The organism is Mucilaginibacter sp. RCC_168, from assembly GCF_041355315.1.
Taxonomy (GTDB): Bacteria; Bacteroidota; Bacteroidia; order Sphingobacteriales; family Sphingobacteriaceae; genus Mucilaginibacter.
The window spans coordinates 176,468-200,564 of record NZ_JBFUPN010000005.1 but is presented as its reverse complement, the minus strand read 5'-3'; the positions used below and the strand labels follow the sequence as shown (position 1 = coordinate 200,564).

Annotated in this window: 17 protein-coding genes; 8 read left to right on the top strand and 9 right to left on the bottom strand. The window is 45.2% G+C overall.

The features are described from left to right. Nucleotides 1–33 precede the first annotated feature (33 nt). Nucleotides 34–855 carry a TerC family protein gene (locus AB6735_RS06170; protein WP_370994984.1) on the top strand — a complete coding sequence of 274 codons (822 nt, stop codon included), beginning with the start codon at nucleotides 34–36 and terminating at the stop codon, nucleotides 853–855. 117 nt (nucleotides 856–972) lie between these two features. Beyond that, the gene (locus AB6735_RS06165) at nucleotides 973–1,437 is read left to right on the top strand and encodes a phosphatidylglycerophosphatase A (RefSeq protein ID WP_370994983.1); all 465 of its coding nucleotides are present in this window, start codon (nucleotides 973–975) and stop codon (nucleotides 1,435–1,437) included. A 637-nt stretch (nucleotides 1,438–2,074) separates the two neighbouring features. On the opposite strand, the gene AB6735_RS06160 is transcribed toward AB6735_RS06165, so the two are convergent. The 3 genes from AB6735_RS06160 to AB6735_RS06150 form a co-directional block, all read right to left on the bottom strand. Beyond that, a complete protein-coding gene (locus AB6735_RS06160; protein WP_370994982.1) occupies nucleotides 2,075–3,799 on the bottom strand; it encodes a GMC oxidoreductase in 1,725 nt (574 codons plus the stop codon). Between the two features lie 85 nt (nucleotides 3,800–3,884). Next, on the bottom strand, nucleotides 3,885–4,616 hold the full coding sequence (locus tag AB6735_RS06155; protein WP_370994981.1) for a 6-phosphogluconolactonase: 732 nt from the start codon (nucleotides 4,614–4,616) through the stop codon (nucleotides 3,885–3,887). 5 nt (nucleotides 4,617–4,621) lie between these two features. Next, complete coding sequence (locus AB6735_RS06150; RefSeq protein ID WP_370994980.1) at nucleotides 4,622–5,707, bottom strand: Gfo/Idh/MocA family protein; 1,086 nt, start codon at nucleotides 5,705–5,707, stop codon at nucleotides 4,622–4,624. A gap of 367 nt (nucleotides 5,708–6,074) precedes the next feature. On the opposite strand from AB6735_RS06150, the gene AB6735_RS06145 reads away from it, so the two are divergent. After that, nucleotides 6,075–8,453 (top strand): glycoside hydrolase family 3 C-terminal domain-containing protein, encoded by a 2,379-nt coding sequence (locus tag AB6735_RS06145; RefSeq protein ID WP_370994979.1) that lies wholly within the window; start codon nucleotides 6,075–6,077, stop codon nucleotides 8,451–8,453. A 339-nt stretch (nucleotides 8,454–8,792) separates the two neighbouring features. Beyond that, on the top strand, nucleotides 8,793–11,132 hold the full coding sequence (locus tag AB6735_RS06140; protein WP_370994978.1) for a glycoside hydrolase family 3 N-terminal domain-containing protein: 2,340 nt from the start codon (nucleotides 8,793–8,795) through the stop codon (nucleotides 11,130–11,132). A 180-nt stretch (nucleotides 11,133–11,312) separates the two neighbouring features. Here AB6735_RS06140 and AB6735_RS06135 read toward each other — a convergent pair whose 3' ends face one another. Next, the gene (locus tag AB6735_RS06135) at nucleotides 11,313–11,624 is read right to left on the bottom strand and encodes a hypothetical protein (protein WP_370994977.1); all 312 of its coding nucleotides are present in this window, start codon (nucleotides 11,622–11,624) and stop codon (nucleotides 11,313–11,315) included. Nucleotides 11,625–11,810: 186 nt separating this feature from the next. Between AB6735_RS06135 and AB6735_RS06130 the strand changes: the two genes are divergently transcribed. Further along, on the top strand, nucleotides 11,811–13,349 hold the full coding sequence (locus AB6735_RS06130) for a carboxylesterase/lipase family protein (RefSeq protein WP_370994976.1): 1,539 nt from the start codon (nucleotides 11,811–11,813) through the stop codon (nucleotides 13,347–13,349). Nucleotides 13,350–13,351: 2 nt separating this feature from the next. On the opposite strand, the gene AB6735_RS06125 is transcribed toward AB6735_RS06130, so the two are convergent. Together AB6735_RS06125 and AB6735_RS06120 are read right to left on the bottom strand one after the other, a co-directional pair. After that, entirely contained in the window at nucleotides 13,352–13,654 is a 303-nt protein-coding gene (locus tag AB6735_RS06125; RefSeq protein WP_370994975.1) for a winged helix-turn-helix domain-containing protein, read from the bottom strand. Continuing rightward, nucleotides 13,651–14,271, bottom strand: coding sequence for a hypothetical protein (locus AB6735_RS06120; RefSeq protein ID WP_370994974.1), 621 nt, complete (start codon nucleotides 14,269–14,271; stop codon nucleotides 13,651–13,653). The genes AB6735_RS06125 and AB6735_RS06120 overlap by 4 nt, the downstream gene beginning before the upstream one ends. A gap of 1,005 nt (nucleotides 14,272–15,276) precedes the next feature. Here AB6735_RS06120 and AB6735_RS06115 point away from each other — a divergent pair. Both AB6735_RS06115 and AB6735_RS06110 read left to right on the top strand, forming a co-directional pair. Then, nucleotides 15,277–16,101, top strand: a complete 825-nt coding sequence (locus tag AB6735_RS06115; RefSeq protein WP_370994973.1) for a DUF393 domain-containing protein — start codon at nucleotides 15,277–15,279, stop codon at nucleotides 16,099–16,101. After that, a complete protein-coding gene (locus AB6735_RS06110; RefSeq protein ID WP_370994972.1) occupies nucleotides 16,101–17,030 on the top strand; it encodes a TIGR01777 family oxidoreductase in 930 nt (309 codons plus the stop codon). The genes AB6735_RS06115 and AB6735_RS06110 overlap by 1 nt, the downstream gene beginning before the upstream one ends. A gap of 190 nt (nucleotides 17,031–17,220) precedes the next feature. On the opposite strand, the gene AB6735_RS06105 is transcribed toward AB6735_RS06110, so the two are convergent. The 3 genes from AB6735_RS06105 to AB6735_RS06095 all read right to left on the bottom strand — a co-directional run bounded on the left by AB6735_RS06105 (nucleotide 17,221) and on the right by AB6735_RS06095 (nucleotide 21,510). Continuing rightward, nucleotides 17,221–17,820, bottom strand: a complete 600-nt coding sequence (locus AB6735_RS06105) for an SMI1/KNR4 family protein (protein WP_370994971.1) — start codon at nucleotides 17,818–17,820, stop codon at nucleotides 17,221–17,223. Nucleotides 17,821–17,900: 80 nt separating this feature from the next. Then, complete coding sequence (locus AB6735_RS06100) at nucleotides 17,901–19,115, bottom strand: hypothetical protein (RefSeq protein WP_370994970.1); 1,215 nt, start codon at nucleotides 19,113–19,115, stop codon at nucleotides 17,901–17,903. Further along, nucleotides 19,108–21,510, bottom strand: a complete 2,403-nt coding sequence (locus AB6735_RS06095) for a DUF2339 domain-containing protein (protein WP_370994969.1) — start codon at nucleotides 21,508–21,510, stop codon at nucleotides 19,108–19,110. Before AB6735_RS06095 ends, AB6735_RS06100 begins: the two co-directional genes overlap by 8 nt. 155 nt (nucleotides 21,511–21,665) lie before the next feature. Between AB6735_RS06095 and AB6735_RS06090 the strand changes: the two genes are divergently transcribed. After that, a complete protein-coding gene (locus AB6735_RS06090) occupies nucleotides 21,666–24,047 on the top strand; it encodes an alpha-L-rhamnosidase C-terminal domain-containing protein (RefSeq protein ID WP_370994968.1) in 2,382 nt (793 codons plus the stop codon). The last annotated feature ends 50 nt before the right edge of the window (nucleotides 24,048–24,097 follow it).

Genomic DNA, 24,097 nt, shown 5'->3' with positions numbered 1-24,097 from the left:
ATTTAACCCGAAAATTTATTCCTTACCTGTTATATGGATTTCTTACACACCATTCTGGGCCCCGATATTAAAGCCGGTTTGCTCATCATTTTAAACCTGATCGTGATCGAGAGCTTGCTCTCTGTTGATAATGCCGCGGTGCTGGCTACTATGGTTTTGGATCTGCCACCCAGTCAACGTAAAAAAGCCCTGCGCTATGGTATCATAGGCGCTTATGTATTGCGTGGGGTATGTTTGTTTTTAGCGGCCTGGCTGGTAAAAATATGGTGGCTAAAACCTATCGGCGGCTTATATCTGCTGTACCTGAGCTTTAACTACTTTAAGGGGAAAATACAAGCAGCCAATAACGATGGCGGAGAAGAAGAGGTGGATAAAAGCAAGAACTGGCTGTACCGCTCAACCGTGGGCGTGTTTGGCGTGTTTTGGGCTACCGTAGCTTTAGTAGAGCTGATGGACCTGGCCTTTTCTATCGATAACGTATTTGCGGCCGTGGCCTTTACAGACCACGTGGTGTTGATATACATTGGGGTATTCATCGGCATACTGGCCATGCGTTTTGTTGCTCAGGCCTTTGTAAAGCTAATGGAGAAATTTACCTTTTTAGAGACCGTTGCCTTTATCGTGATCGGCGTGTTGGGGATTAAACTATCCGCATCATTGTATGTACACTTTAATGAAACATCATCTTTCTCCAAATTCATGGAGAGTGAAAAGGCCGATATCTTCACCTCGGTATTTACCGTGGGGATATTTATTATCCCGGTGCTCACATCGCTCTTATTCAACTTTCCCAAAAGGCACACCATCGAACCGGAAGTAGCCGAAGCAGCCGAAGATGTGCTGGATAAGCAATAGAGATGTTCATTGGTTTATTAGCTCATTGGTTCATTAGTATTAAATCGGCAACAATGCTGGCTTATACCGTTAAAACCAATGAACCAATGAACCAGTGAACTAATGAACCAATAAAAGATGAACATCAATAAAATAATCGCCTCCATATTTGGTATCGGCTTTTTAAAAGGTGGCGGTACCTATGCAGCTATAGTAACCTGTGGATTTATCTGGTTGTTATGGCAAAGCCCGGTATTACAAAACCCCTGGTACCTGCTTGTGATCACCATTGTAGTAACCCTGCTGGGTGTTTACGTAAGCAACAAAGTGGAACCTGAATGGGGCGAAGACAGTTCGCGGGTGGTAATTGATGAGGTTGCCGGTATGCTGATAGCCGTTGTGTTTGTACCCATGAATCTGTATACCCTGATCGGCGGACTTGTCCTGTTCCGCTTTTTTGATATCGTAAAACCCCTGGGCATTCGCAAAATGGAAGCCCTGCCCAGTGGCACCGGCGTTATGATGGATGATGTGCTGGCCGGTGTTTACTCCAATATACTGGTATGGGTAGGCTACCTGGCTTGGCTTGCGTTTGTAAAATAATGTTTTTAATTCCCTCCCCACGGGCTACTGTGTGTACACAATGCACTAATAGTTAAAAAAAGCTGCTCCAGAGGAGCAAAATGTCGGTAGAAATAATAAAATTCAATCCTCTTTTAGTGCTGTAGGTACTCAACTAACCTGGTTTACGTCTCTTAATGCGCCATTATTTGACCTGCAAAGTTCAATAGTGACGTACCTACGGCACGTAAACTTCTTTTGATTCTATTTCTACCGACATTAAACCCCTCTGGGGTTTATCAAAAAGATGTGTACACACAGTAGCCCCACAGGAGAGGCGCGCCGGATTGTGTTTTGGCAGAGAGGGGTTTATACGTGCGATAGAAACCCTGTCATGCTTACGAAACCCCTACCCCCCCTTCCCGCAATGTCATTAAGTTAAGGATACTCCATAGGAGTAAAAGCTTTGTAGAAAACAAACAACAATCATTTAGCATGCCGTAGGTATGCAACCTGGGTATAGTACCTACGGCACTGATTTGATAACCTACATTTTTTCTACAAAGCTTTAACCCCGATAGGGTTTGCAAAAATTTCTTAACTTAATGACATTGCCCCTTCCCGAGGGAAGGAATCGCACACACCCTTGCTTTTAATCTTTAATTCGATCTGATGTTAGCTACAAATTCCCTTTCCTGATCTCTTCCACCGCATAGTTAGCCGCCCGTGCTGTTAAAGCCATATACAGTATCGACGGGCTTTGGTTGCCGGTGCTGGTCATACAGGCGCCATCGGTTACAAATACATTTTTGCACTGGTGTAATTGGTTCCATTGATTAAGCAGCGAGGTTTTGGGATCCTTACCCATGCGCACACCGCCCATTTCATGAATGTCGAGTCCGGGTGCTTGTTTGTTTTCATGTTTTTCGATGTTTTTGCAGCCTGATTTCTCCAGCATTTCGGCGCTTTGGGTTAAAAAATCCTGGATCATGCGTTCATCATTATCATCATACTCCACAGAGGTGATCAACAGTGGGATACCCCATTGATCTTTCTGGTCTTTACTTAGGCGCACATGGTTATTTTCTTTGGGGATAGTTTCACCCTGCAGGTACATGTATACCTGCCAACCTCCAGGTTCGGTTAAGGAATCTTTATAGTCGCCGCCAATTTCACCTGCAGGTTTTTCGGTTGGGTGTTGGTTACGATACGCACCCATAAAAGTAGTAAAGCCTCCTTTGTAATCGGTTTCCTGCCGGTGCAGATTACGGTAATTAGCCAGGATCAGTTCTGTTGGGTTGCGGCCAAAATAATACCGGTCCAGAAAGCCATCCATACTGGCCGTTACTGATGCCCGGTAGTTTTGGAAGGCCACGTATTTGCCTAATAGTCCGTTATCATTGCCCAGGCCATTAGGGAAACGTGCTGAGGTTGAATTCAGCAGGATGAGATTGGTGTTCAGCGCGGAGGCATTCATGAAAATGATCTTTGCCTTGTATTCTATCACCTCTTTGGTGTTGGTATCTATCACTTTAACACCTGTAGCCTTGCCCAGCTTTTCATCATAAATAACAGAATGTACCACAGAAAATGGCCTGATTGTGAGGTTACCCGTACGCTTAGCCCAGGGTAGTGTAGAACTTACCGAACTAAAATAACCGCCGAACGGACAGCCACGCATACATAGATTACGGGCCTGGCATTTACCACGCCCCTGATCCAGGTGGAGTTGATCGGGTTTAGTTAAGTGAGCCCAGCGCGCGTGTACCAGGTGGCGGTCGGGATAGTTTTCACTAATCTTTTTGCTGATCACCTCCTGCACGCAATTCATATCAAACGGTGGCAGAAACTCCCCATCGGGCATGGCCTCAATACCATCTTTATTACCGCAAACTCCAATGAATTTTTCCACATGCGAGTACCAGGGCGCCACATCATCATAGCCAATAGGCCAGGCTATACCATAGCCAAAACGTTCGGGATTAGTGAACTCATATTTGCTCCAGCGCTGGCAGGCACGCCCCCAGGTAAGTGATTTACCGCCAACCTGATAACCCCGGATCCAATCGAAGGGTTTTTCCTGGATGTAAGGATGGTCCTTATCTTTGACAAAAAAATGCGCGGTGTCTTCACCAAAACCTGCCGCCTTGCTGATGAGCGGATTCTCTTCCAGAAACTCCCTGGCCATTTGTCCGCGGTGCTTAAACTGCCAGGGATCCATGGTAGCGGTTGGATAGTCTTTGTTGTGCTCTACATTACGGCCGCGTTCCAGTACCAGCGTTTTTAAACCCTGCTCGCATAATTCCTTGGCAGCCCAGCCACCACTAATGCCCGAACCTATAACAATGGCATCATAAGCTAAATGATCTGCTGTTTGCTGTGATTTTTCTGGTGGCTTTGACATGGGCTTTATGAGTTATAATTAAAAACTATTATTTGATTTTTATACTATAGATTTTATATATATTGCTGTGTGGTCTATCTACATCTTACTCCTTATTTAACTTTTCTGCTGCCTCATGATCTAAAAAGATTTGCGCATTGGGCAGGGTTTGAAAGATAGAAGCAGGCACATCAATCGTTACCGGGCCGTTCAGGGCCTGAGCTATAATGCCTGCCTTTTTCGCGCCAGCGGCAATCAGTAACGGTGTCCGCGCTTCGGCTAAATGACGCAGGCCTAAGGTGATCCCTTCTGTTAATTGCGGTTGTTGTGTGAAATATTTTTTGGCTACATCGATAGTTACAGGCGCTAATGCAGAATGATGCGCATAGATATTAAAATCTGTGCCGGGCTCATTGAGTCCGATATGCCCGTTCATACCAATGCCCACGATCATCATATCCAACCCACCGAGATCCTTGATGTGCTTATTCATTTTCTCACATTCTCTATCAAGATCGGCAGCCTTTGCATCAAAAAACCTCACCTGCGCTGGCGTTATCTTTAATTTTGAAAAGAAATGTTGATGCAGGTAATGGCTGCAACTGCCTTCATCATTTTTATCCATACCCACCCATTCATCCAAACCCACAAAATGAGTCTGACTAAAATCTATTTTTCCGGCTTTAGCATATTGCACCAGGAACTTAAACATCCCGGTAGGTGATTCGCCCGAAGGGAAACAGATCAATGAACCGGGTTTCTGTTTTATCTGCCGCCAAACCCAATAAGCCGCCGCGGATGATAACGAATCGTAATCTTTATATCGCTGTATATTCATGGCGCTTATTGATGGTTTAGCCAAAGGTCGATAGGTTTGGCCACTTGAGCCGAGAATGGCAGGTGTATCTTTTTGCCCTGTCCCGCCGAGGCATAGGCCGCGTAAATGATCTCCAGTACAGCCCGGCCATCTTCGCCGGTTACCAGCGGAGTTTTATCATGGCGAACACAATCAATAAAATGCTTGAGCTCATGCGGGTAGCCCTGGTTAAAGGCCTCCTCAAAAATGGTAAAGCTCCAGCCCTTGGAAGTATCTGCCTTCTCCATAGCATAGCCATACCCTTCGCGGCTGTAGGTTACTGCGGCATTGCCCATAAACAGGTCGGCATAAATTACGCCCCCGGTGCCGTAAATCTCACAACGGTCATCCATGCCGCCATGTTTGGCCCAGCTGTTTTCGGCTACAGCTGTCACGCCGTTCTCAAACTCCACAATAATTACGGAGTTATCCTCGCCTTTGGTACGGCCTTTATGAAATACGGTGCTCATGGTGGCGTATACATTACTCACTTTGGCATGATTAAGCATCCACCTAAACCAACCCAAAGCATGGCAGCCCATATCCATAATAACGCCGCCGCCGGCCAGGTTAATATCATAAAACCAATCGCTGTGCGGGCCCGAATGTTTCTCGCCCTGTTTCAGCATAAAAACTTCGCCCACGGCGCCATCCTTTACCAATTGCCGGGCCCGCTCATATTTTGGGGCAAAGCAGAGCTCTTCGGCGTACATCAGCTTTACGTTATTGGCTTTGCAAACGGCTATCATCTCGTCGGCCTCTTCCAGTGTTACGGCCAGCGGTTTTTCAATAATGATATGCTTACCGGCATTGGCCGCTTTGATGGTAGCCTGCGCATGCAGGTAATTGGGCAGGCAGATATCCACCACTTCACAGTCTGATTCGGCAATGAGCTTATCAATATCATCAAACCACTGGGGTATCTGGTATTTTTCGGCAAAGGCTTTGGCTTTATCCGGGTTGCGGGCGTACACGGCAACCACTTCGGCTTCGGGTATAAAGCGATGGTATGATTCCATGTGGATATCGGTAATAAAACCGGCGCCAAGTATGGCTACTTTGGTTCTGTTCATAAGCATCATTATATTAATTGGTCAGGGAAGACGCATGTAATGCGCCGTTATAAAAAACATCATATAGAGACGTAGCACATGCGTCTTCTATTTAAAGTTCATTTATAAGCGGGGCGCACTTAGGTCTATTCAAGATTAAGGAATTAAATACTAAATCAAAAATAAATTAAAGTTTAAAAAAGGATTTAGCATGATACAGAACAGTCATTTATAGGCCACGGCCTGGTATCGTAATTTATTTACAGGCCGCAACATTTGGTTTTATAAAAGTTAATACATAGTATTGTGTATTATTGACACAATGATTGTTATCTGCTGTTAATAAGACATTTATAACCAATAAGTACTCCAAACCTTTTTAAATTTTATGAGGACAAGCTATAAATTAAGCCTTGCACTGATGCTGTCATGCGCTGCAGGCAATTTCCACACTATTGTGCAGGCGCAAAGCAAACAAGTGCCGCAACTGCGTGCCAATAACGTAAAGCAGATCATAGCTGCTATGACGCTGGAAGAAAAATCGAAACTGGTAGTAGGCATGGGCTTTAAAATGCCCGGTATGCCGCCGCCATCAAAAGATAAGATGAATGAGCCGATCGATATCGGCGGGTTCAAACTGCCCCCATCTGATCCGGATGCTTACAATATACCCGAGAAAGTGCCCGGCGCTGCTGGTCGTACCCATGGCATTCCCCGTTTAGGGATCCCATCTATGACCGTGTCTGATGGGCCTGCCGGTTTAAGGATAGAACCGATACGCAATGGCGACAAATCAAAAACATACTATGCTACCGCCTTCCCGGTGGCAACCCTGCTGGCATCAAGCTGGGATACCGAACTGGTGAACAGAGTAGGTATAGCCTTTGGCAACGAAGTGCGCGAGTACGGAGTGGATATCCTATTGGCCCCCGGCTTAAACATCCACCGGAACCCGCTGGGTGGCCGTAATTTTGAGTATTACTCAGAAGACCCGCTGATTGCCGGCAGCATGACGGCTGCCATTGTAAACGGTGTGGAATCAAACGGCGTGGGCACATCCATCAAGCATTACGCGGCCAATAACCAGGAAACTAACCGTAACAGCATCAACACTATTGTAAGTGAAAGGGCCATGCGCGAACTGTATTTGCGCGGATTTGAGATAGCGGTGAAAAAAGCGCAACCCTGGACAGTGATGTCGTCCTATAACAAGATCAACGGGACTTTTACTTCGCAAAGGCACGATCTTTTAACCACTATCCTTAAAAAGGAATGGGGCTTTAAAGGATTTGTGATGACCGATTGGTTTGGCGGTGCCGACCCTGTAGCGCAAATGAAAGCAGGTAATGACCTGATCATGCCGGGCAGCCCGAGCCAATCAGCCGCCATTGTGACCGCGGTTAAAAATGGTACGCTGGATATTAATCAGTTGAATGCCAATGTGGAGCGCATCCTGAACATCATTATCAAATCGCCATCATTCACCAAATACAAATATTCTGATAAGCCCGATCTGGCAGGCCATGCCAAAGTAGCTCGCGAGGCCGCGGCACAGGGTATGGTATTGCTAAAAAATGACGACCATGCTTTGCCTTTAAAAGGAGCCAAAAGGATAGCCGTGTTTGGTAATACTTCCTACGATATTATTGCAGGCGGTACCGGGAGCGGCGATGTTAATAAAGCGTACACCATATCACTGATGCAGGGTTTGGCTAATGCCGGTTATAAGTTGCAGGAAAAACTATCAAAAAGCTATACCACTTACCTGGCCGAAATGAAGCTAAAACAGCCTAAGCCTAAAAACTTTTTTGATCACCCGGCACCTATCCCAGAAATGGATGTGACCGGTATTGTAGCCGATGAAGCCAATGGCGCTGATGCCGCCCTGATTACGATAGGCAGAAATGCCGGTGAGGGCGCTGACCGTAAACTGGAGAATGATTTTTACTTATCCGACGCGGAAAAAGCGATGATAAAAACCATTGCAAGCGCTTTTCATGCCAAAGGTAAAAAAGTGACCGTGGTGTTAAACATCGGCGGCGTAATTGAAGTAGCCAGCTGGCGCGACGAGGTTGACGGTATTTTACTGGCCTGGCAACCTGGTCTGGAAGCGGGTAATGCCATTGCCGATGTGCTGAGCGGTAAAGTAAATCCGTCGGGCAAATTAGCTACCACTTTCCCGGTTGATTATAAGGATGTGCCATCGGCCAATAATTTCCCCGGAACACCTGCCGATAAACCCGAGCAAGTGGTTTATGAAGAGGGGATCTACGTAGGTTATCGCTATTACGACGCGGCCAAAGTTAAACCCGCTTATGAGTTTGGCTATGGCTTGTCATACACTAATTTTAAGTTTAGCGGTCTGAAACTGAGCTCGGCCAATTTTACCAATAGTATTACTGCTACCGTAACCGTAAAAAACACGGGCAATGTGGCGGGGAAAGAGGTAGTGGAGCTATACCTTGCCGCTCCTAAAAAAGATCTGGACAAACCCGAGGATGAACTGAAAGCTTTTGGTAAAACCCGCTTGCTGGCCCCTGGTCAGTCGCAAACGTTGAGTTTTGTGATCAAGGCTGCCGACCTGGCTTCTTTTTATACCGACAGGCAAGCCTGGATAGCAGATGAAGGTAAATACGAAGTGAAAGTAGGTTCGTCATCAAGAATGATCGAAGAAAAGGCTTCCTTTAAACTGGCCAAGGATATTACGGTAGAGAAAGTGAACAAAGCCCTGATGCCGGAACAAACTATCAAGGAACTGAAACTGTGAGTAAGTTTATAGAGTCAAGAAGTAAGAATCAAGAGATAAGATGAACTCATATTATTTCGCTGTTCGAAGTCCCAGCGCTGTTCGAAGTCTCTGACTTCGCACGATTATGCCTGTAGTCTTTAGACTACAGGAGATATAAGAGGGGAATCATACGGTAGTTGCAAACTACCTTCATAGACATCCGAAGTCAGAGACTTCGGACAGCGCTGTAAGTTTTATAGAGTCAAGAAGTTAGAATCAAGAGATAAGAAACCGCCATTGCAACACTGCACTATCCGAAGTCAGAGGATCGGATAGCGCAGTATTTTTAAATTAATCTCCTATAAACTATTTAACTCCATGATGAATCAATTTAAATTCATAGCCTTATTGGGTCTGCTGCCTGCAACCGTAGCGATTGGTCAAACCAAATGGACAGAAAAGAAATCGGGCGACGTTGTTTGGGTAACTAATACGGGCGGGCAGAACCTGGGCTATTCCACCACATCGGGCGTAAAAATATTAACAGTGGACGGCCTGGCCTTTAAAGATCTGAATAAGAACGGTAAGCTGGATAAATATGAAGACTGGCGCCTGCCGGTTGATGTACGGGCGAATGATCTGGCGTCAAAAATGAGCGTTGAGCAAATTGCCGGTTTAATGTTATACAGTAAACATCAGCCCATACCTGCCGCTCCTGCCGGGCCTTTCGCAGGAACCTATGGCGGTAAGGTATTTGCCGAAAGCGGCGCCAAGCCTTATGATCTGTCTGATCAGCAAAAGCAATTCCTGGAAAAAGATAATGTACGGCATGTGCTCATTACTTCGGTACAAAGCCCGGAGGTGGCCGCGCAATGGAATAATAACGCACAGGCCTTTGTGGAGGGTTTAGGATTGGGTATTCCCAACAATAACAGCTCCGACCCGCGACATGGTACTGTGGCTACTGCCGAGTTTAACGCAGGTGCTGGTGGATCGATCTCGATGTGGCCGGGTTCATTAGGATTCGCTGCTACATTTGATCCCAAAGTGGTGGAAGATTTTGGTCATATCGCTGCCCTGGAATACCGGGCTTTGGGCATTGCTACAGCGCTGTCGCCGCAGGTAGATATCGCTACCGATCCGCGCTGGTGGCGGGTGAGCGGTACTTTTGGTGAAGATCCGCAGCTCTCGGCGGATATGGCGCGTGCGTATATAGATGGCTTTCAAACTTCCATTGGCGATAAGGAAATTACTGGCGGTTGGGGATACGGCAGCGTAAATGCCATGGTAAAACACTGGCCTGGTGGTGGTGCCGGTGAAGGCGGTCGCGACGCGCATTATGGCTATGGCAAGTATGCGGTTTATCCGGGCAACAATTTTAAGCAACACCTGATCCCCTTTACCGAAGGTGCTTTTAAGCTGAAGGGTAAAACCGGTATGGCCGCATCGGTAATGCCTTACTATACCATATCCTTTAACCAGGATGTAAAGAATAAAGAGAATGTTGCCAATAACTATAACTCCTATATTATTAACGACCTGCTCCGCAAGAAATATCATTTTGATGGCGTGGTATGTACCGATTGGCTGGTGACCGGCGATGAAACCGCGGTCGATCAGTTTTTGTCGGGCAAATCATGGGGTGTGGAAGGACTTTCGGTGGCGCAGCGGCATTATAAAGTATTGATGGCCGGTGTGGACCAGTTTGGTGGTAACAACGAAGTGGCGCCAGTGGTAGCCGCATACCAGATGGGTGTAAAAGAGCATGGCGAAACCTTTATGCGGGCAAGGTTTGAGCAGTCGGCAGTACGCTTACTGCGTAACCTGTTCAGGACGGGACTTTTTGAAAATCCATACCTCGATCCGCAGGCATCAAAAAGTATCGTCGGTAATCCCGATTTTATGAATGCCGGTTACCAGGCGCAATTGAAATCTGTTGTACTGCTGAAAAACAAGGGGAATGTGTTACCGCTTACCAAAAACAAAACGGTATATGTGCCCAAACAATTTACCCCGGCAGGCAAAAATTTCCTGGGTATGCAAACCCCAGAAAAGCTGGAATACCCGATAAATATAGAAACGGTAAAAAAATATTTTAAGGTGACCGAAAACCCGGATGAAGCCGATTACGCCCTGGTGTTTATCAATAGCCCTAATAGTGGCGGTGGTTATAATAGCGACGATGCCAAAAATGGCGGCAACGGCTATGTGCCGGTAAGCTTGCAATATCAAAAATATACTGCGACCGATGCCCGCGCGACCAGTATAGCCGGCGGCGATCCGCTGGAAAAATTTACCAATCGTACCTATAAAGATAAATCGGCAACAGCTATCAATGTGACTGATCTGGCTATGGTAAATGACACTTATACCAAAATGAAAGGCAAGCCGGTGATTGTTTCGGTTAATATGGCTAACCCTATGGTGTTTTCGGAGTTCGAAAAAAATGCCAATGCCATTGTGGTTGATTTTGGCGTACAGGGACAAGCGACATTAGACATACTAACGGGTAGCAGCGAGCCATCAGCGTTGTTACCGCTGCAAATGCCCGCTGATATGCACACCGTTGAAAAACAGTTTGAAGATGTACCTCATGATATGAAGTGCTATGTGGACGAACAGGGTAACACCTACGATTTTGGTTTTGGTTTGAACTGGAAAGGCGTTATCAATGACGCCCGTACGGCGAAGTATAAAAAAGGGGGTGTAAAGCCTTAGTTAGAATGCTCCATGTCATTTCGATAAACAGCGATGGAAAAAAGTGGTGGGTGAGGAGAAATCTTCTGCGTAGTGCAGGGTTTCAATTGCAAATTGCAAAAGATTTCTCCTCGTGCCCCGTTCGAAATGACGATCCTTTTATTTCTTTCAAACAAAGGTGCCTTTGCAGGAAACTTTATTTTATCCCCAAAATTCTTCGGTAGATGCAACCGGGGAAAGCAGCTCGAGCACTGGTTCAACTTCAAGGCCGCTGGCCCAAAGCCCGGCATCAAATTTTTTGAACGATGCTAAAGATGTCAGCAGCTCATGAGCAGCTTCGTTTTCAAATTGGTCAAAGTGCATAAATGTTTTTCCATCGGGCAGCAACCAGCAGCCGTATTTAATTCCTGGGTGGTTAAGTTCTTTTAATTCCTTTACAATACCGGCAATGTTTGCCTGGTTAATCGGTGCAAATTCAGGCGTGGTGGTGTATTGTACTCTTACTACTTTCATAATGATTAGTTTGGATGAGTAAAAATAAAGGCTAAATGTCAACCGTAAAACGGGCAAAAAAGACTTTTTACAGGGTAGTTTGCGACAAGTTTATAAAATGAATATTTATAATGCTTGTACGGATAAATATAAAAAGACCGGGTGTAAAACCATAAATTAGCTAATGGTAACCCTTAAAATATGATTATGAAAAACTGCTTGTTATTATCTGTAATGTTGTTGTACTGCACTTTAGTCAAGGCTCAAAAAGCCGATCTGGCCATAGTTAAAACCGATGCAGGGCTCTTTTCGGGCAGTACCAATGTTGCAGGAGATGTGCATGTATTTAAAGGGATCCCCTTCGCTGCCCCGCCGGTTGGCGATTTGCGGTGGAAAGCACCACAGCCGGCAAAATCATGGGAAGGTGTGAAACAATGTACTGCCTTTTCGGCCAGCCCCATGCAGCCTAAGCCTCGCGAGTTTGGTGTTTACACGCATGAGTTTTTGATCCCGGATGAGCCCATCAGCGAGGATTGCCTGTACTTAAATATATGGACAGGAGCCGGGTCATCTGCAGAAAAACGACCAGTATTGGTTTATATCTATGGTGGCGGCTTTTCGACGGGAGGTGCAGCCGTACCCATTTATGACGGCGAGGCCACTGCGAAAAAAGGGGTGGTGTTTGTGGTGATCAATTACCGTGTTGGCATATTTGGGTTTTTGGCCCATCCGGAACTGAGTAAAGAATCTGGTCATAATGCATCCGGAAATTATGGCTTGATGGATCAGCTGGCGGCCTTAAAATGGATCAAACAGAACATCAAAGCGTTTGGCGGTGATCCGGATAATGTTACCATTGCCGGACAATCTGCCGGTTCCATAAGTGTCAATTACCTGGTGGCCTCCCCCTTAGGAAAAGGCCTTTTTCAAAAAGCTATTGCCGAGAGCGGCGCTGGTTTTATCGGTCAGGAAGACTCTGAACTGGCTGGAGCTGAAGCTAATGGTGTAAAAACAGCGCAGGCATTGGGTGCTAATTCCATTGCCGAATTAAGGGCAAAACCGGCAGCCGAACTGGTGGGTAAAGGTCAGCAAAATCATCCCATTGTTGATGGTTATGTATTACCTCAAAGTATAGCGCGGATTTTTGCCGAAAGTAAGCAGAACGACGTACCGCTGCTCACCGGTTGGAACGAGGACGATGCATTTGTAGGCAAACTCAAAAACGCAGCAGATTACAGGGCAGAAGTATTGGAACAATACGGAATCCGGTCAAATGCTTTTATACAGCTTTACCCTGCGAATACTGACGCCGATGCGACAACCTCGCAGATCAGGATAAACCGCGACCGGCTGTTTGGAACACAAAATTATACCTGGGCCAATGTGCAAAGTGAAAAGGGCAAGGCAAAAGTATATGTTTATCGCTTTACCCGCCGCCTGCCCGCCACAGCCGATTTTGTAAAGTATAGAGCTTTCCATTCCGGTGAAGTGGCCTACGCCTATGATAACCTTCAATTTTTAAACCGCCCATGGCAACCCGTTGATCATCAGCTGGCCTCTATCATATCAAATTACTGGGTGAACTTCGCCAAAACGGGCAACCCAAATGGTAAGGGCCTGCCCGCGTGGCCCACCTATAATACACATAGTAACCAGATCATGATACTGAGCGAAAAGCCAGCGGCAACTACGCTGCCCGATAAGGCGGCTTTGGATTTTATGCTGAAAGAAGTGAGCGGAAAATAAAGTTATAACTTTTGCTGTTTAATCAGGTTTTCCAGCGCCTGCAAGTGTTTTTTAAAGGCGGTACGGCCTTTTTCGGTAACGGAGTAGCGGGTGTTAGGTTTACGGCCAATAAAGCTTTTTTGTACCTCCATATAGGCTTCCTTTTCCAGCGCTTTCAGGTGCGAGGCCAGGTTACCATCGGTAAGGTCCAACAACTCCTTAAGCGAATTAAAGTCGTAGCTTTCATTAGCAACCAATACACTCATGATCTGCAGGCGTATGCGGTTTTCAAATGCTTTATCAAACTGATCTAACGAAATTTTCACGAATCGTATTTAAAGTGCATTACAGTGCCGTAAATAATATGCAGCACGCCAAAACCAATAGTCCAAAGCAGCAGGCCATACCCCGGTATCAGCGCGGCGAGCAAACCTAATAAAATCTCAATGATCCCCAAACTCTTTACACCCGAATAGGTATAATGACTGCCGGCAACCAAAGCCAGGCCATAAAATATGAGCGTGGCCGGAGCAACAATACCATAATGACCATGATAAATGAGAATAAAAGTAAACAGGCCACCACTTATCAATGGAATAGCCATATTGATTAACAATCTTTTACTGCCTGTACCCCAGAACGGCTGATTGGTTTTGCGGGCTTTTCTGTAGGATAGCCAAATACCTGTGCCAATAGAAAGAATCAAAACAGCGAAAGCCACCAAAAATAACTCGGCGATAGATACGATATTATCGCGTTCGTAATCACCGGTTTTAAGCAGGTTGTAACCAATTCCCGCGCCAATAAGGGCATAAATACCTGCCATAATGCCCGACAGGCCGCTAAGCGAAATGAACTTGGCCGAACGCTCCATCAGGTCGCGGATGGAGCTGAGCTCGGCGTGAACGTCTTTTTCTTCCATTGAAAGTGCTTTGATTTTCAAAGTTAATAAGATTGTTTGGAATTGCAAGAGGAGGGGAATAAAAACACTGTAAGTGCGAAGTTTAGATTTGTCATCCTGAGCGGAGCGAAGGACCTATTCTTCAACAAGCTTTCCCGTTGGTTGTATACTCAAAAACAACTTATTCCGGTGCCCATGCAGAGAGTATACCCGCTCTTGGCCGCGGGAGGGCCAGTTACTTTGTAGCCACAAAGTAACCAGACCGAACGTAGTGAGATAATGAGCACTAATAAAATAGATAACTGCGAATAACGACTTTCAGCAGAGAGGCTTCTTTACCGCACAAGACCTTTGCCCTGCAAAGCGGACAGAACCAGGGTTGCAATTATTTTGCCCCACTTTGTTCGCACATTTCCCTATGCTTCAGCAAAAACTTGCTATGCCCCGCATTCGCACGGTCCATCATTGTTCTGCCCGCTTTCGGCCGAAGCTTATGCTGACGGGGAAAATAAATCATGGTAATCCTTTAATCCGAAAATCAAGGTTCAGAAATCACTAATTTATTAACTCACTAATTCAATAATTAACCCGCGTTAGCGATAGCAGCGATACCGGCCTGTGGCTAATGCCTTGTGGCGCGTATGAGTGGATAGCGCGAGCCGGAGGCAACGCCATTATTAGCATCAAGAAAATCAACTCAATAATTAATAAGGCCGTTCTGCTGACGGAAAAGAAATCCTTATAATGTCAACTCTGTAATTCACTAACCCAGTAATTAAATCGTGGTAATTCTGAAATTCCTTTAATTGAGGTTCTGAAAAAATCACTAAATCAATAATTCATTAATTAGGTCCCTCCACCCCGCGTTTTCCTGTTAACAAACGAAGAGCCTTAATAAGACATAACCAAGATGAGGATACAGCGTGAGGAAGGAAGAGAAATTGAAGAAATGATTATTTTAATTATATTTTCAATAATTATTGAAAATTCAAAATAAATAGTAATTTTGTGTTATTGAATCGTCTCTGAACATAAAATTATAGCAGTATGAAAACGCTAAATGATCATGTGGTACTTTTTGATGCCGAATGCCCCATGTGCAGTATATATACCCAGGCTTTTGTTAAAACCGGTATGCTGGCCGGTGATGGCCGGCAGGCCTACCAGCATGTAGCCGAAAATAGCTGCCCGGTGTACGACCATCAGCGTGCTGCCGATGAAATTGCCCTCGTCAACCTTAAAACCGGCGAAGTTACTTATGGTATCAAAAGCCTGTTTAAAATTATAGGCAATACCTGGCCGGTATTCGCGCCGCTGTTTACATTTAAGCCGTTTGTATGGCTCATGAGTAAGCTTTACGCTTTTGTATCATATAACCGCCGGGTTATTATCCCACCGGCTAAAAGTAGCGACGGCTTTGCATATCAGCCGACGTTTAAACTGCACTACCGGATAGCTTATTTGCTGTTCACCTGGTTTATTGTGGGCTACACGCTTACCGCCTACGCGCATTTACTGAGCCCGATGATACCCCTGGGTAATGCTTACCGCGAGTATATGATATGCGGCGGACAGATCATTTTTCAGGGAGCGGTGATGAGCTTTTGGGATCGCCGGCAAACCTGGACCTATTTGGGCAACATGATGACGATATCTTTGGCAGGCGGTTTGCTGCTTTTAATTCCGATGGCAATAAACCATTGGCTTCAATTTGGGTCTGAGGTGTATGCCTTGTATTTTATGGGGGTGGCCGGATTAATGTTTCTGGAGCACATCCGCAGAACTAAGTTATTAAACCTGGGTTGGACATTGACCATTACCTGGGTTGCATACCGTATTATTTTGTTGGCACTGATCTTAAACCTGAACTAATGAAAACCTATAAAAAAATTGTACTCGCCGGTGGTAACGGTTATTTGGGTACCGTATTGGCGAATTATTATAAAGACAAGGCAAATGAAGTGATCATACTGGCCCGTAAACAGGCTAAAACGATCGATAACATCCGTACGGTAGTTTGGGATGGTAAGGCCGAAAACGGCTGGACGGTACAACTTTCCGGTGCCGATATGCTGATAAACCTTTGTGGTAAAAATGTAAACTGCCGTTATACCGAAAAAAACAAAGCCGAGATCATCACCTCCAGAGTTTTGCCTACCGAATTGCTTGGTCATGCCATACATAAAATGAGCAATCCACCAAAATTGTGGATCAACGTAACCTCTGCTACGATATACCGTTATGCAGAAGACCATCCGCAGGATGAGGAAACCGGTGAAGTGGGCTATGGTTTTTCTATAGATGTATGTAAAATATGGGAGGAGGTTTTTCTGAAAAGCGAAACACCGCATACCCGTAAGGTGGCTTTGCGCATGGGTATTGTGTTGGGTCGCAGCGATAGTGTTTTCCCGCGTTTACTTAACCTGGTCAGGTTCGGGCTTGGGGGCAAACAAGGTACCGGTAAACAATATATTGCCTGGGTGCATGAACAGGATGTGGCGCGCAGCACACAATGGTTGCTTGATCATCCCGAAATTGAAGGAGTGGTTAACTGCACCGCGCCTGCCGCCATAAAAAATGCGGATATGATGCAAACCATACGCAAAAGCTATGGCATGCCATTTGGTCTGCCTGCACCCGAATGGCTGTTGGATATCGGAGCCATAGTGATTGGCACCGAACCCGAGCTGATATTAAAAAGCCGCTGGGTAAAACCCAAACGCCTGCTCGATTCCGGCTTTACCTTTCAATATGAAAAAGCGGAATACGCGGTGCATGATATTTTGAGTATAAAGGGGTGAGAGAGTGACAACAGCAATAGCGTAGAGGCCATCCCGCGCTGTCCGAAGTCTCAGACTTCGGACGACTATGCCCGTAGTCTTCAGACTACCGGTCATTCTTCCGCTTTTTTCCCCGCTGCCACGGGCTTTCAGCCCTTGGTAATCGCGCGGGAGGGGATTTTAGGGATTCATAAATAGTGAATCAAATAGTCTATTCTTTAGGCCCGTACCCTGACTTCTTTAGAAGATCTATCATTTGAGGGCTCAATTCCATTTTCATTTTTTTTACCAAATCATCGTCACCGCTCGCTTCTTTATAAATCTCTAAACTCATTATAAGGTCTTCAAAACTTTTTGCTACTAAAAATAAATCGTTACCCGGTGGGCTTTCGTGGTGGAGGTAATAAATATATTCATAATCTGCCTTTCGAAGGCTTATACATATAATGTCTCCAAGTTCACCATCGCAAATTGGTAACAGTCCAGCGGGTAATTGTTCTTGAAAAGTTGACAGAGCTTTATCTGTTGACGATTTACCATTTCCGATAATACAATAAAAATCACCAACGTTTACTTTATTTCCCTTCACCATAACTCGATTTGCATCAATACATTTTGCACAAACAAGTTCTAAAAAAGAAAATGCACCTACTTTTATATAAAAATCTTTATAAGATTGCGGCAAGGGCGAATTAAATATTGTTTCTATATTTAGAAATGAATCCTCCCTCTGTTGTCTACCGTAGGAACAAAAGAGATTCCTTTCAATTCCTCCAACCGACTCAAGCTTTTTAACTACGCGATTATTCATATAAATTTTAATTACTTATCCTCACGCTGTCCGAAGTCTCAGACTTCGGACGACTATGTCCGTAGTCTTCAGACTACCAATCATTCTTCCGCTTTTTTCTTCACCTCCTTGGTCATCTTCAAGGTTAAAAACAGCAGTAAACCTGCTGCTACCACAATAGCTATCCAAATGAACACCGTATAATCACGACCGGCTTTGGCAGGTTGTTTGGTTTGATAGGCAGCGTTTTGGCTAACCGTTTCATGGTTGATTTGCGGAGTATTGTCACGGATGCTGTCTGCAAAAAATTTAAGGTCGTATTCTGGCGCCTGTACCGATTGATCGCCGGTCAGCAAACGGTAGCTTTGTTTATCATCCAGGTAGCTGATCAGCGACTCGGCCGATTGGTAAGCATCTATGCTGCTAATGGTTAAAGGCAGATTATCGCCATTGTTTATTTGTATGATCAACTGATTAGACTTAGCGGCAATCAGCAGGTCGGTGCCTTTGGCGGAGTTTAGTTCGGCCTCGCTAAGGAGTTGCTTATCGCGGCCGATAACCTGGTAAACAGATACATCACGCTTAAAATATTTCGGAGCGGTTATGTTTAAATGCAGTTTGTTAACCTGGTAATTGTCGTTTAGCTTTAGGGTAATGTAGCTGGTTTTATTGCTATCCACACGGGTTAACTGAACCGGCGAAATTGGCGCATAGTTTAAGGTAGCTGCATACTCCGTATATATGCCAGCTTGTAAAAATTTGATGGGTGCTTTGTTCTTATCGTTTACCAGCAATTTAAAGTACCTGTAATTGCTTGCCGGGAACGAGAGCGATTGCATATAAGTGCCCTCGCTGTTTACCACCGCTTCCTGCAAAGGGATCTCTTCCTGAATAGCGAACCATTGTTTCAGATCGTCGCTGCCAACTAAATTTACTTTGCGCTGTACGGCTGTGTTTTGCAGCTTTATCCATAGACGGTCGAGCGCCAGGCCTGTTTTATTTTCTACAATAAAAGTGGTGCCGGTATCGGTACTCAACCTCGCGTCAATCTGGTTAAATAGCACAAAGCTCTTCTGATTCCGCTGGGGCAGGCTGCCCGCCTGTATATAAGGTATAAAATTACCTTTGGCATCAACTATCCGGACATCTGACAGATCGGCTTTGGCTTTGGCTACAAAAGCGGGCTGTAAAGTGATCCGGTAAAAACCGGTACTATCAACTTTTGGAAGGGCAGCCTGGTATTTGAAGTTTTGTTGTGCGGATGCCGATAGCACCAGTCCGCAAAATAGCGCTGTGACGGTTAATATTTTATTCATCCTTAGGTTTGGCTTCATCATCAACAATAATTTTTTTAACCTTTTGGTACATGAACGATATTATCAGCAGTATGATGCCCAGGCAAAAGAACGCCGCTATTTTGCCGGCCACCGGTATGTTATTAATATCGAACAAGAATAATTTAAGCAACGTTAACGAAAACAGGCTTAATGATACTATCCTCATCACCCTTAACTTATGGCGCATCCCCAGCCACATGAGGGCAAAGGATAACAGTCCCCACAAAATAGGCAACCCGGTTTTAATGTAAACTGTTTCGATACGATTGATAGAATGGTTATTGCCATAAAACAACAAATTACTGAGCAGACTTATCTCCAAACTTAAAAACAATACTACTGCCGCGCTGATAAGCCAGGTGAAGAACACTTTCATACCCGAATCCAGATTTTTCTGACTGAGGCGAATGATGCGGTAAAATAGCAAGCCAACAAAAATGGCCGCTATCCAATGCGCCATGAAATGTCCGGCAGGTATCTTTTGCTGTTCCAGTATGAGGCGTTGCAAGGCGAAAAATTCGGGAGTTAAGACCAGGTAAACCGTAACACATATCATGAGTATGGCCAGCCTTATTTTTTCATTAAAATGGAGGGCTTTTACTTTTAACGATACCAGGTAATACGTATACACAAACACGGGCGTGTACAGCATCATGTATAATATATTAAGTGAGGTATAGGGGAAATGATTTACAAACTGATGGTTAACCTCAAATAAGCCACTTAAAAATAAAAGCGCAAGGGCCGTTATGCTGAAAACATGGCGGTCGACAGTTAGCCCTTTTACTGCCGGCGATTCTTCCTTGCCTACCAGTACCGATAGCAGGTACGAGCTTATGGCCGCAACCAGGGTAGTTATAAAACCCTTATTGGCAATAATGGTAAGGTTTAAGTTATTGTCTACGTATATCTGGTACCAGTCCATCAGCAGACTTAGCAGCATGGCCACCCAAAGCAGTAAAGAGGTAAGCTTCATTAACTGGATAGATGAACGCTGATACAGCCAGTATAGCAACACGGTTTCAGACGCCCAGAAAATAGTAATGCTGTGGCCATGCAGTTGTATAGGTGCAGCCAGCGAAATAGAGGTAAGCGTGATGCCAATAAGCAGGTACAATATATTGGTATCAACCTTGCGGTTACGGAACAGCAGATAGGATAATACCAGGTTCACCACACCCAGGCTTATACAAAACAAGCCCCGGAATTGCTCTTCTTTCATCACCGTAAGCAGGTATAAGCCGGCCGCGAAATACAGAGCGGTATTACTGAGCAGGATAGTGAAATCAGAAGCGATGAATTTTTTATTTTCCTTAACGTTATGCGCCACATTGATGATAAAGTACAGCACATAAAAAATGCTGGCGTAAATAAAGCCGATATGATAGCTTGGCGCAGTAAGCGTGTACAACACGGATGCAAAAACAATAACCGTAAATACAAAGCTGATGATATTAAGCACCCGCCAGGCTTTAAAGTACGAGATGATGAGCAAGCCGGTATTCAGTATCAGCAGGTATATAAATAAGGCATCGTAATTGGCATGGCCGGTGCTTACCATAAACGGACTGGCAAAGCCGCCTACCAGGGCAATCACGGCCAGCTCCTGCTTATCATACAACAAGGATAGCAGTACAGCGAAAATGGTGATCACGATCAAAATAATGAAGGCAACCGTTTGGCTAAACAGATTGAACTGATGAAAAGCCAATGTTATAGTAAAATAAAACACGGCTAAACCGCCGCCTACCAGTACCGAACTAAACGCTTTATAACTATTACGCAAGCGATGGGCAATGCCTATTAAAATAGCCCCGCATACAACGCCGATACCCACACGGCCTATCGGGCCTACCCAATCATTATCAATGGCGTATTTTACAAAAAAGCCAATGGCTAAAACCAGTATGGCAATACCAATTTTGTTGATGAGGTTTTCGCCGATGAATTTTTCCAGATCAGGGTGGCTTTCAAAAAAGGACGGTTTCGGTTCTTTAGATTTTGGCGGAGAAAAATCTCCGGTTTTAACCGGTCGGCGAATGGCGGATAGACTATCAGATATTACCTCAGACTGCCGCTCAACATGATCGGGTTTAATAAATTCTGGTTTGGGCTGTACAATGGGCTCCGGCTGGGGGATATTTACCGGTTCATCAACCTTAACAACCGGTGGTGTTTCGGTAGTAGAGGGTTTAGTTTCCTCCGCTTTTTTGCCGGGCTCTTCAAACGACTTATAAAGCTTAATTACCTCTGTTAAACGTTTTAATTCAGCTAATTTATTATCAATATCGCTCAACTTACGGTTAGTATCCGTTTTGTTGCTTACTATTAAAAATATAATCAGGAGTAGTATACATATGGTTAAAATGTCCATTGGCAGAGGTTTAGTAAAAGGTTAAAGATAGATGATTTATGAAAAAAATCACATTTCATATAAATAATGTATATGCTAAATCAATTAACTATTTTAGCTTGCAATACAAGTAATAACGTCTCCCTGGTTGGTAAACACCATATTAAAACCTTATAATGAAGCTATTTTTAAAGCACTTCCTGTTACTCTGTTGGCTGTTGATCACGGCGAAAGCCTGGTCCCAAACCATTTCTCCATCGCTGTTGCATGGCGGCCATTGGAAAGCCGTGTGGATCACCGCGCCCGATGAACCTGCAAAAGATTACGGTGTTTATCATTTCCGGAAAAACATCAACCTGAGCGCCAAACCCGCCTCATTTATTATACATGTATCGGCCGATAACCGGTACAAGCTCTATGTAAACCAAACGCTGGTATCCCTCGGCCCAGCCCGTTGTGATACCTATTACTGGAATTACGAAACCGTCGACCTGGCTCCGTACCTTAAGGCGGGCAACAACAGTATAGCCGCCCTGGTCTGGAACGAGGGCGATTACCGCCCTGAGGCACAGATCTCTCTCCGCACGGGTTTCATCATGCAGGGAAATACCGCTGCCGAAGAAAGAGTGAACACCGATAAAACCTGGAAATGCGTCCGCGATAAAGCTTACCGGCCACTTACCGGTATAGGCTATCATCCTTATTACGTTGCTGGTCCGGGCGAATGGGTAGATATGAACGCCGCCATCAAAAACTGGAACGCTGTTGGCTTTGACGACAGCTCCTGGAAAAATGCCATTAAAATCGACTTTGGTAACCCTAAAGGTACTGTGAATGCCTTTGGCTGGATGCTGGTCCCCTCGTCCCTGCCGCAAATGGAACTCAAATACCAGCGTATTCCTGTGCTTCGCAAAGCAGAGGGAATAAGTGTTCCAAAAACTTTTCCATCAGCAAAAACAACAGTCACCATACCCGCCAATGTTTCGGCTACTTTACTGCTCGATCAAACTTATTTAACCAACGCCTTTGTTACGCTTAATTTTAGCAAAGGGAAAAATACGGCTATCAAACTAACCTATGCCGAATCTATGTTCAACAGTTTAGATCATGGTATAGTTAAAGGTAACCGGAATGATGTGGAGGGCAAAGTTTTTGCAGGTCGGCGGGATAGTATCATCTCTGATGGCTCTGCCAGTCAAACATTTACTACCCTGGCCTGGCGCACTTACCGCTACGTCCAGCTGCAGGTTAAAACCGGTGATGAGCCTTTGGTTATTGATGATATTTACGGAACATTCACCGGTTATCCATTCCAGTTGAACGCTAAACTGGAAACCGGCAAGCCCGAAATGCAAAAGATACTGGACATTGGCTGGCGCACCGCCCGCCTTTGTGCCGGCGAAACCTATACCGATTGCCCCTACTACGAGCAGCTGCAATACGTTGGTGATACACGTATACAAGCCCTGGTATCCTACTATAACAGTGGCGACGACCGCCTGGCCCGCAATGCCATCAACCAGATGGATCAGTCGCGAGTGGCCGAGGGGGTAACGCTGAGCCGCCATCCGTCATTTTCGCCGCAGATCATTTCAACCTTTTCGTTATGGTACATCGGTATGCTGCATGATTACTGGATGTACCGGCCCGACAGCGCCTTTGTAAAAGATAAGCTGGAGGGGGTAAGGTCTGTACTGGCTTTCTTTAACAAATATCAACAAGCCGATGGTTCGCTGAAAGATACGCCTTACTGGACTTTTGTTGACTGGGTAAGCGATAAAGGCTGGAACTTTGGCGAGGCCCCGCAAAGCAAGGAAGGGCATTCGGCGGTATTGGATCTGCAGCTGATGTGGGCTTATAACCAGGCCGCCGAAATGGAATCTAAAATGGGCATGGCTGCTTTTGCCGAAATGTATAAAGCGAAAGCCGCACAGTTAAAAATTACTATTCAAAATAAATACTGGGATGCCGGCAGGCAATTATATGCCGATACGGAGGACAAGCAACTGTTTTCGCAACATACCAATACGCTGGCGGTATTAACCGGTATGCTGGCCAATGCCGATGCAACGGCAGTATGCAAAAAGATGCTTACCGATACCTCCATCACCAAATGCACTATCTATTTTAAATATTACCTGCACCAGGCTTTAATAAAAGGAGGTTTTGGAAACGATTACCTGCAATGGCTGGATATATGGCGCAAGAACATCGATATGGGCCTTACCACCTGGGCCGAAATATCCGACCTGGAACATAACCGCTCCGATTGCCACGCCTGGGGTGCCAGTCCGAATATTGAGTTTTACCGCACAATATTAGGGGTGGATAGCTATGCACCGGGCTTTAACCAGGTAAAAATAGAGCCCCATTTAGGCGACCTGAAAAGCGTAAGCGGTGAAATTCCGCACCCCAACGGTAAGTTATCGGTAAAATACAAGTTGGAGAAAAGTAAGTGGTTGGTATGGATCAGCCTGCCTCCAAACACATCGGGAGTGTTTGTATGGAAAGGTAAAAGTTACCCGGTTAAAGCAGGGGAGAATAAACTAAGCATTTAAAAAAGCTGATCTTTCAGAAAAAATCCAAAACCGAAAAGCTGAAAATATGT

Excerpts from the sequence above, each read along its gene's own strand:
- AB6735_RS06170 (WP_370994984.1), top strand. The coding sequence starts at position 34 with ATGGATTTCTTACACACCATTCTGGGCCCCGATATTAAAGCCGGTTTG.
- AB6735_RS06165 (WP_370994983.1), top strand. The coding sequence starts at position 973 with ATGAACATCAATAAAATAATCGCCTCCATATTTGGTATCGGCTTTTTA.
- AB6735_RS06160 (WP_370994982.1), bottom strand. The coding sequence starts at position 3,799 with ATGTCAAAGCCACCAGAAAAATCACAGCAAACAGCAGATCATTTAGCT.
- AB6735_RS06155 (WP_370994981.1), bottom strand. The coding sequence starts at position 4,616 with ATGAATATACAGCGATATAAAGATTACGATTCGTTATCATCCGCGGCG.
- AB6735_RS06150 (WP_370994980.1), bottom strand. The coding sequence starts at position 5,707 with ATGAACAGAACCAAAGTAGCCATACTTGGCGCCGGTTTTATTACCGAT.
- AB6735_RS06145 (WP_370994979.1), top strand. The coding sequence starts at position 6,075 with ATGAGGACAAGCTATAAATTAAGCCTTGCACTGATGCTGTCATGCGCT.
- AB6735_RS06140 (WP_370994978.1), top strand. The coding sequence starts at position 8,793 with ATGATGAATCAATTTAAATTCATAGCCTTATTGGGTCTGCTGCCTGCA.
- AB6735_RS06135 (WP_370994977.1), bottom strand. The coding sequence starts at position 11,624 with ATGAAAGTAGTAAGAGTACAATACACCACCACGCCTGAATTTGCACCG.
- AB6735_RS06130 (WP_370994976.1), top strand. The coding sequence starts at position 11,811 with ATGAAAAACTGCTTGTTATTATCTGTAATGTTGTTGTACTGCACTTTA.
- AB6735_RS06115 (WP_370994973.1), top strand. The coding sequence starts at position 15,277 with ATGAAAACGCTAAATGATCATGTGGTACTTTTTGATGCCGAATGCCCC.
- AB6735_RS06110 (WP_370994972.1), top strand. The coding sequence starts at position 16,101 with ATGAAAACCTATAAAAAAATTGTACTCGCCGGTGGTAACGGTTATTTG.
- AB6735_RS06105 (WP_370994971.1), bottom strand. The coding sequence starts at position 17,820 with ATGAATAATCGCGTAGTTAAAAAGCTTGAGTCGGTTGGAGGAATTGAA.
- AB6735_RS06100 (WP_370994970.1), bottom strand. The coding sequence starts at position 19,115 with ATGAATAAAATATTAACCGTCACAGCGCTATTTTGCGGACTGGTGCTA.
- AB6735_RS06095 (WP_370994969.1), bottom strand. The coding sequence starts at position 21,510 with ATGGACATTTTAACCATATGTATACTACTCCTGATTATATTTTTAATA.
- AB6735_RS06090 (WP_370994968.1), top strand. The coding sequence starts at position 21,666 with ATGAAGCTATTTTTAAAGCACTTCCTGTTACTCTGTTGGCTGTTGATC.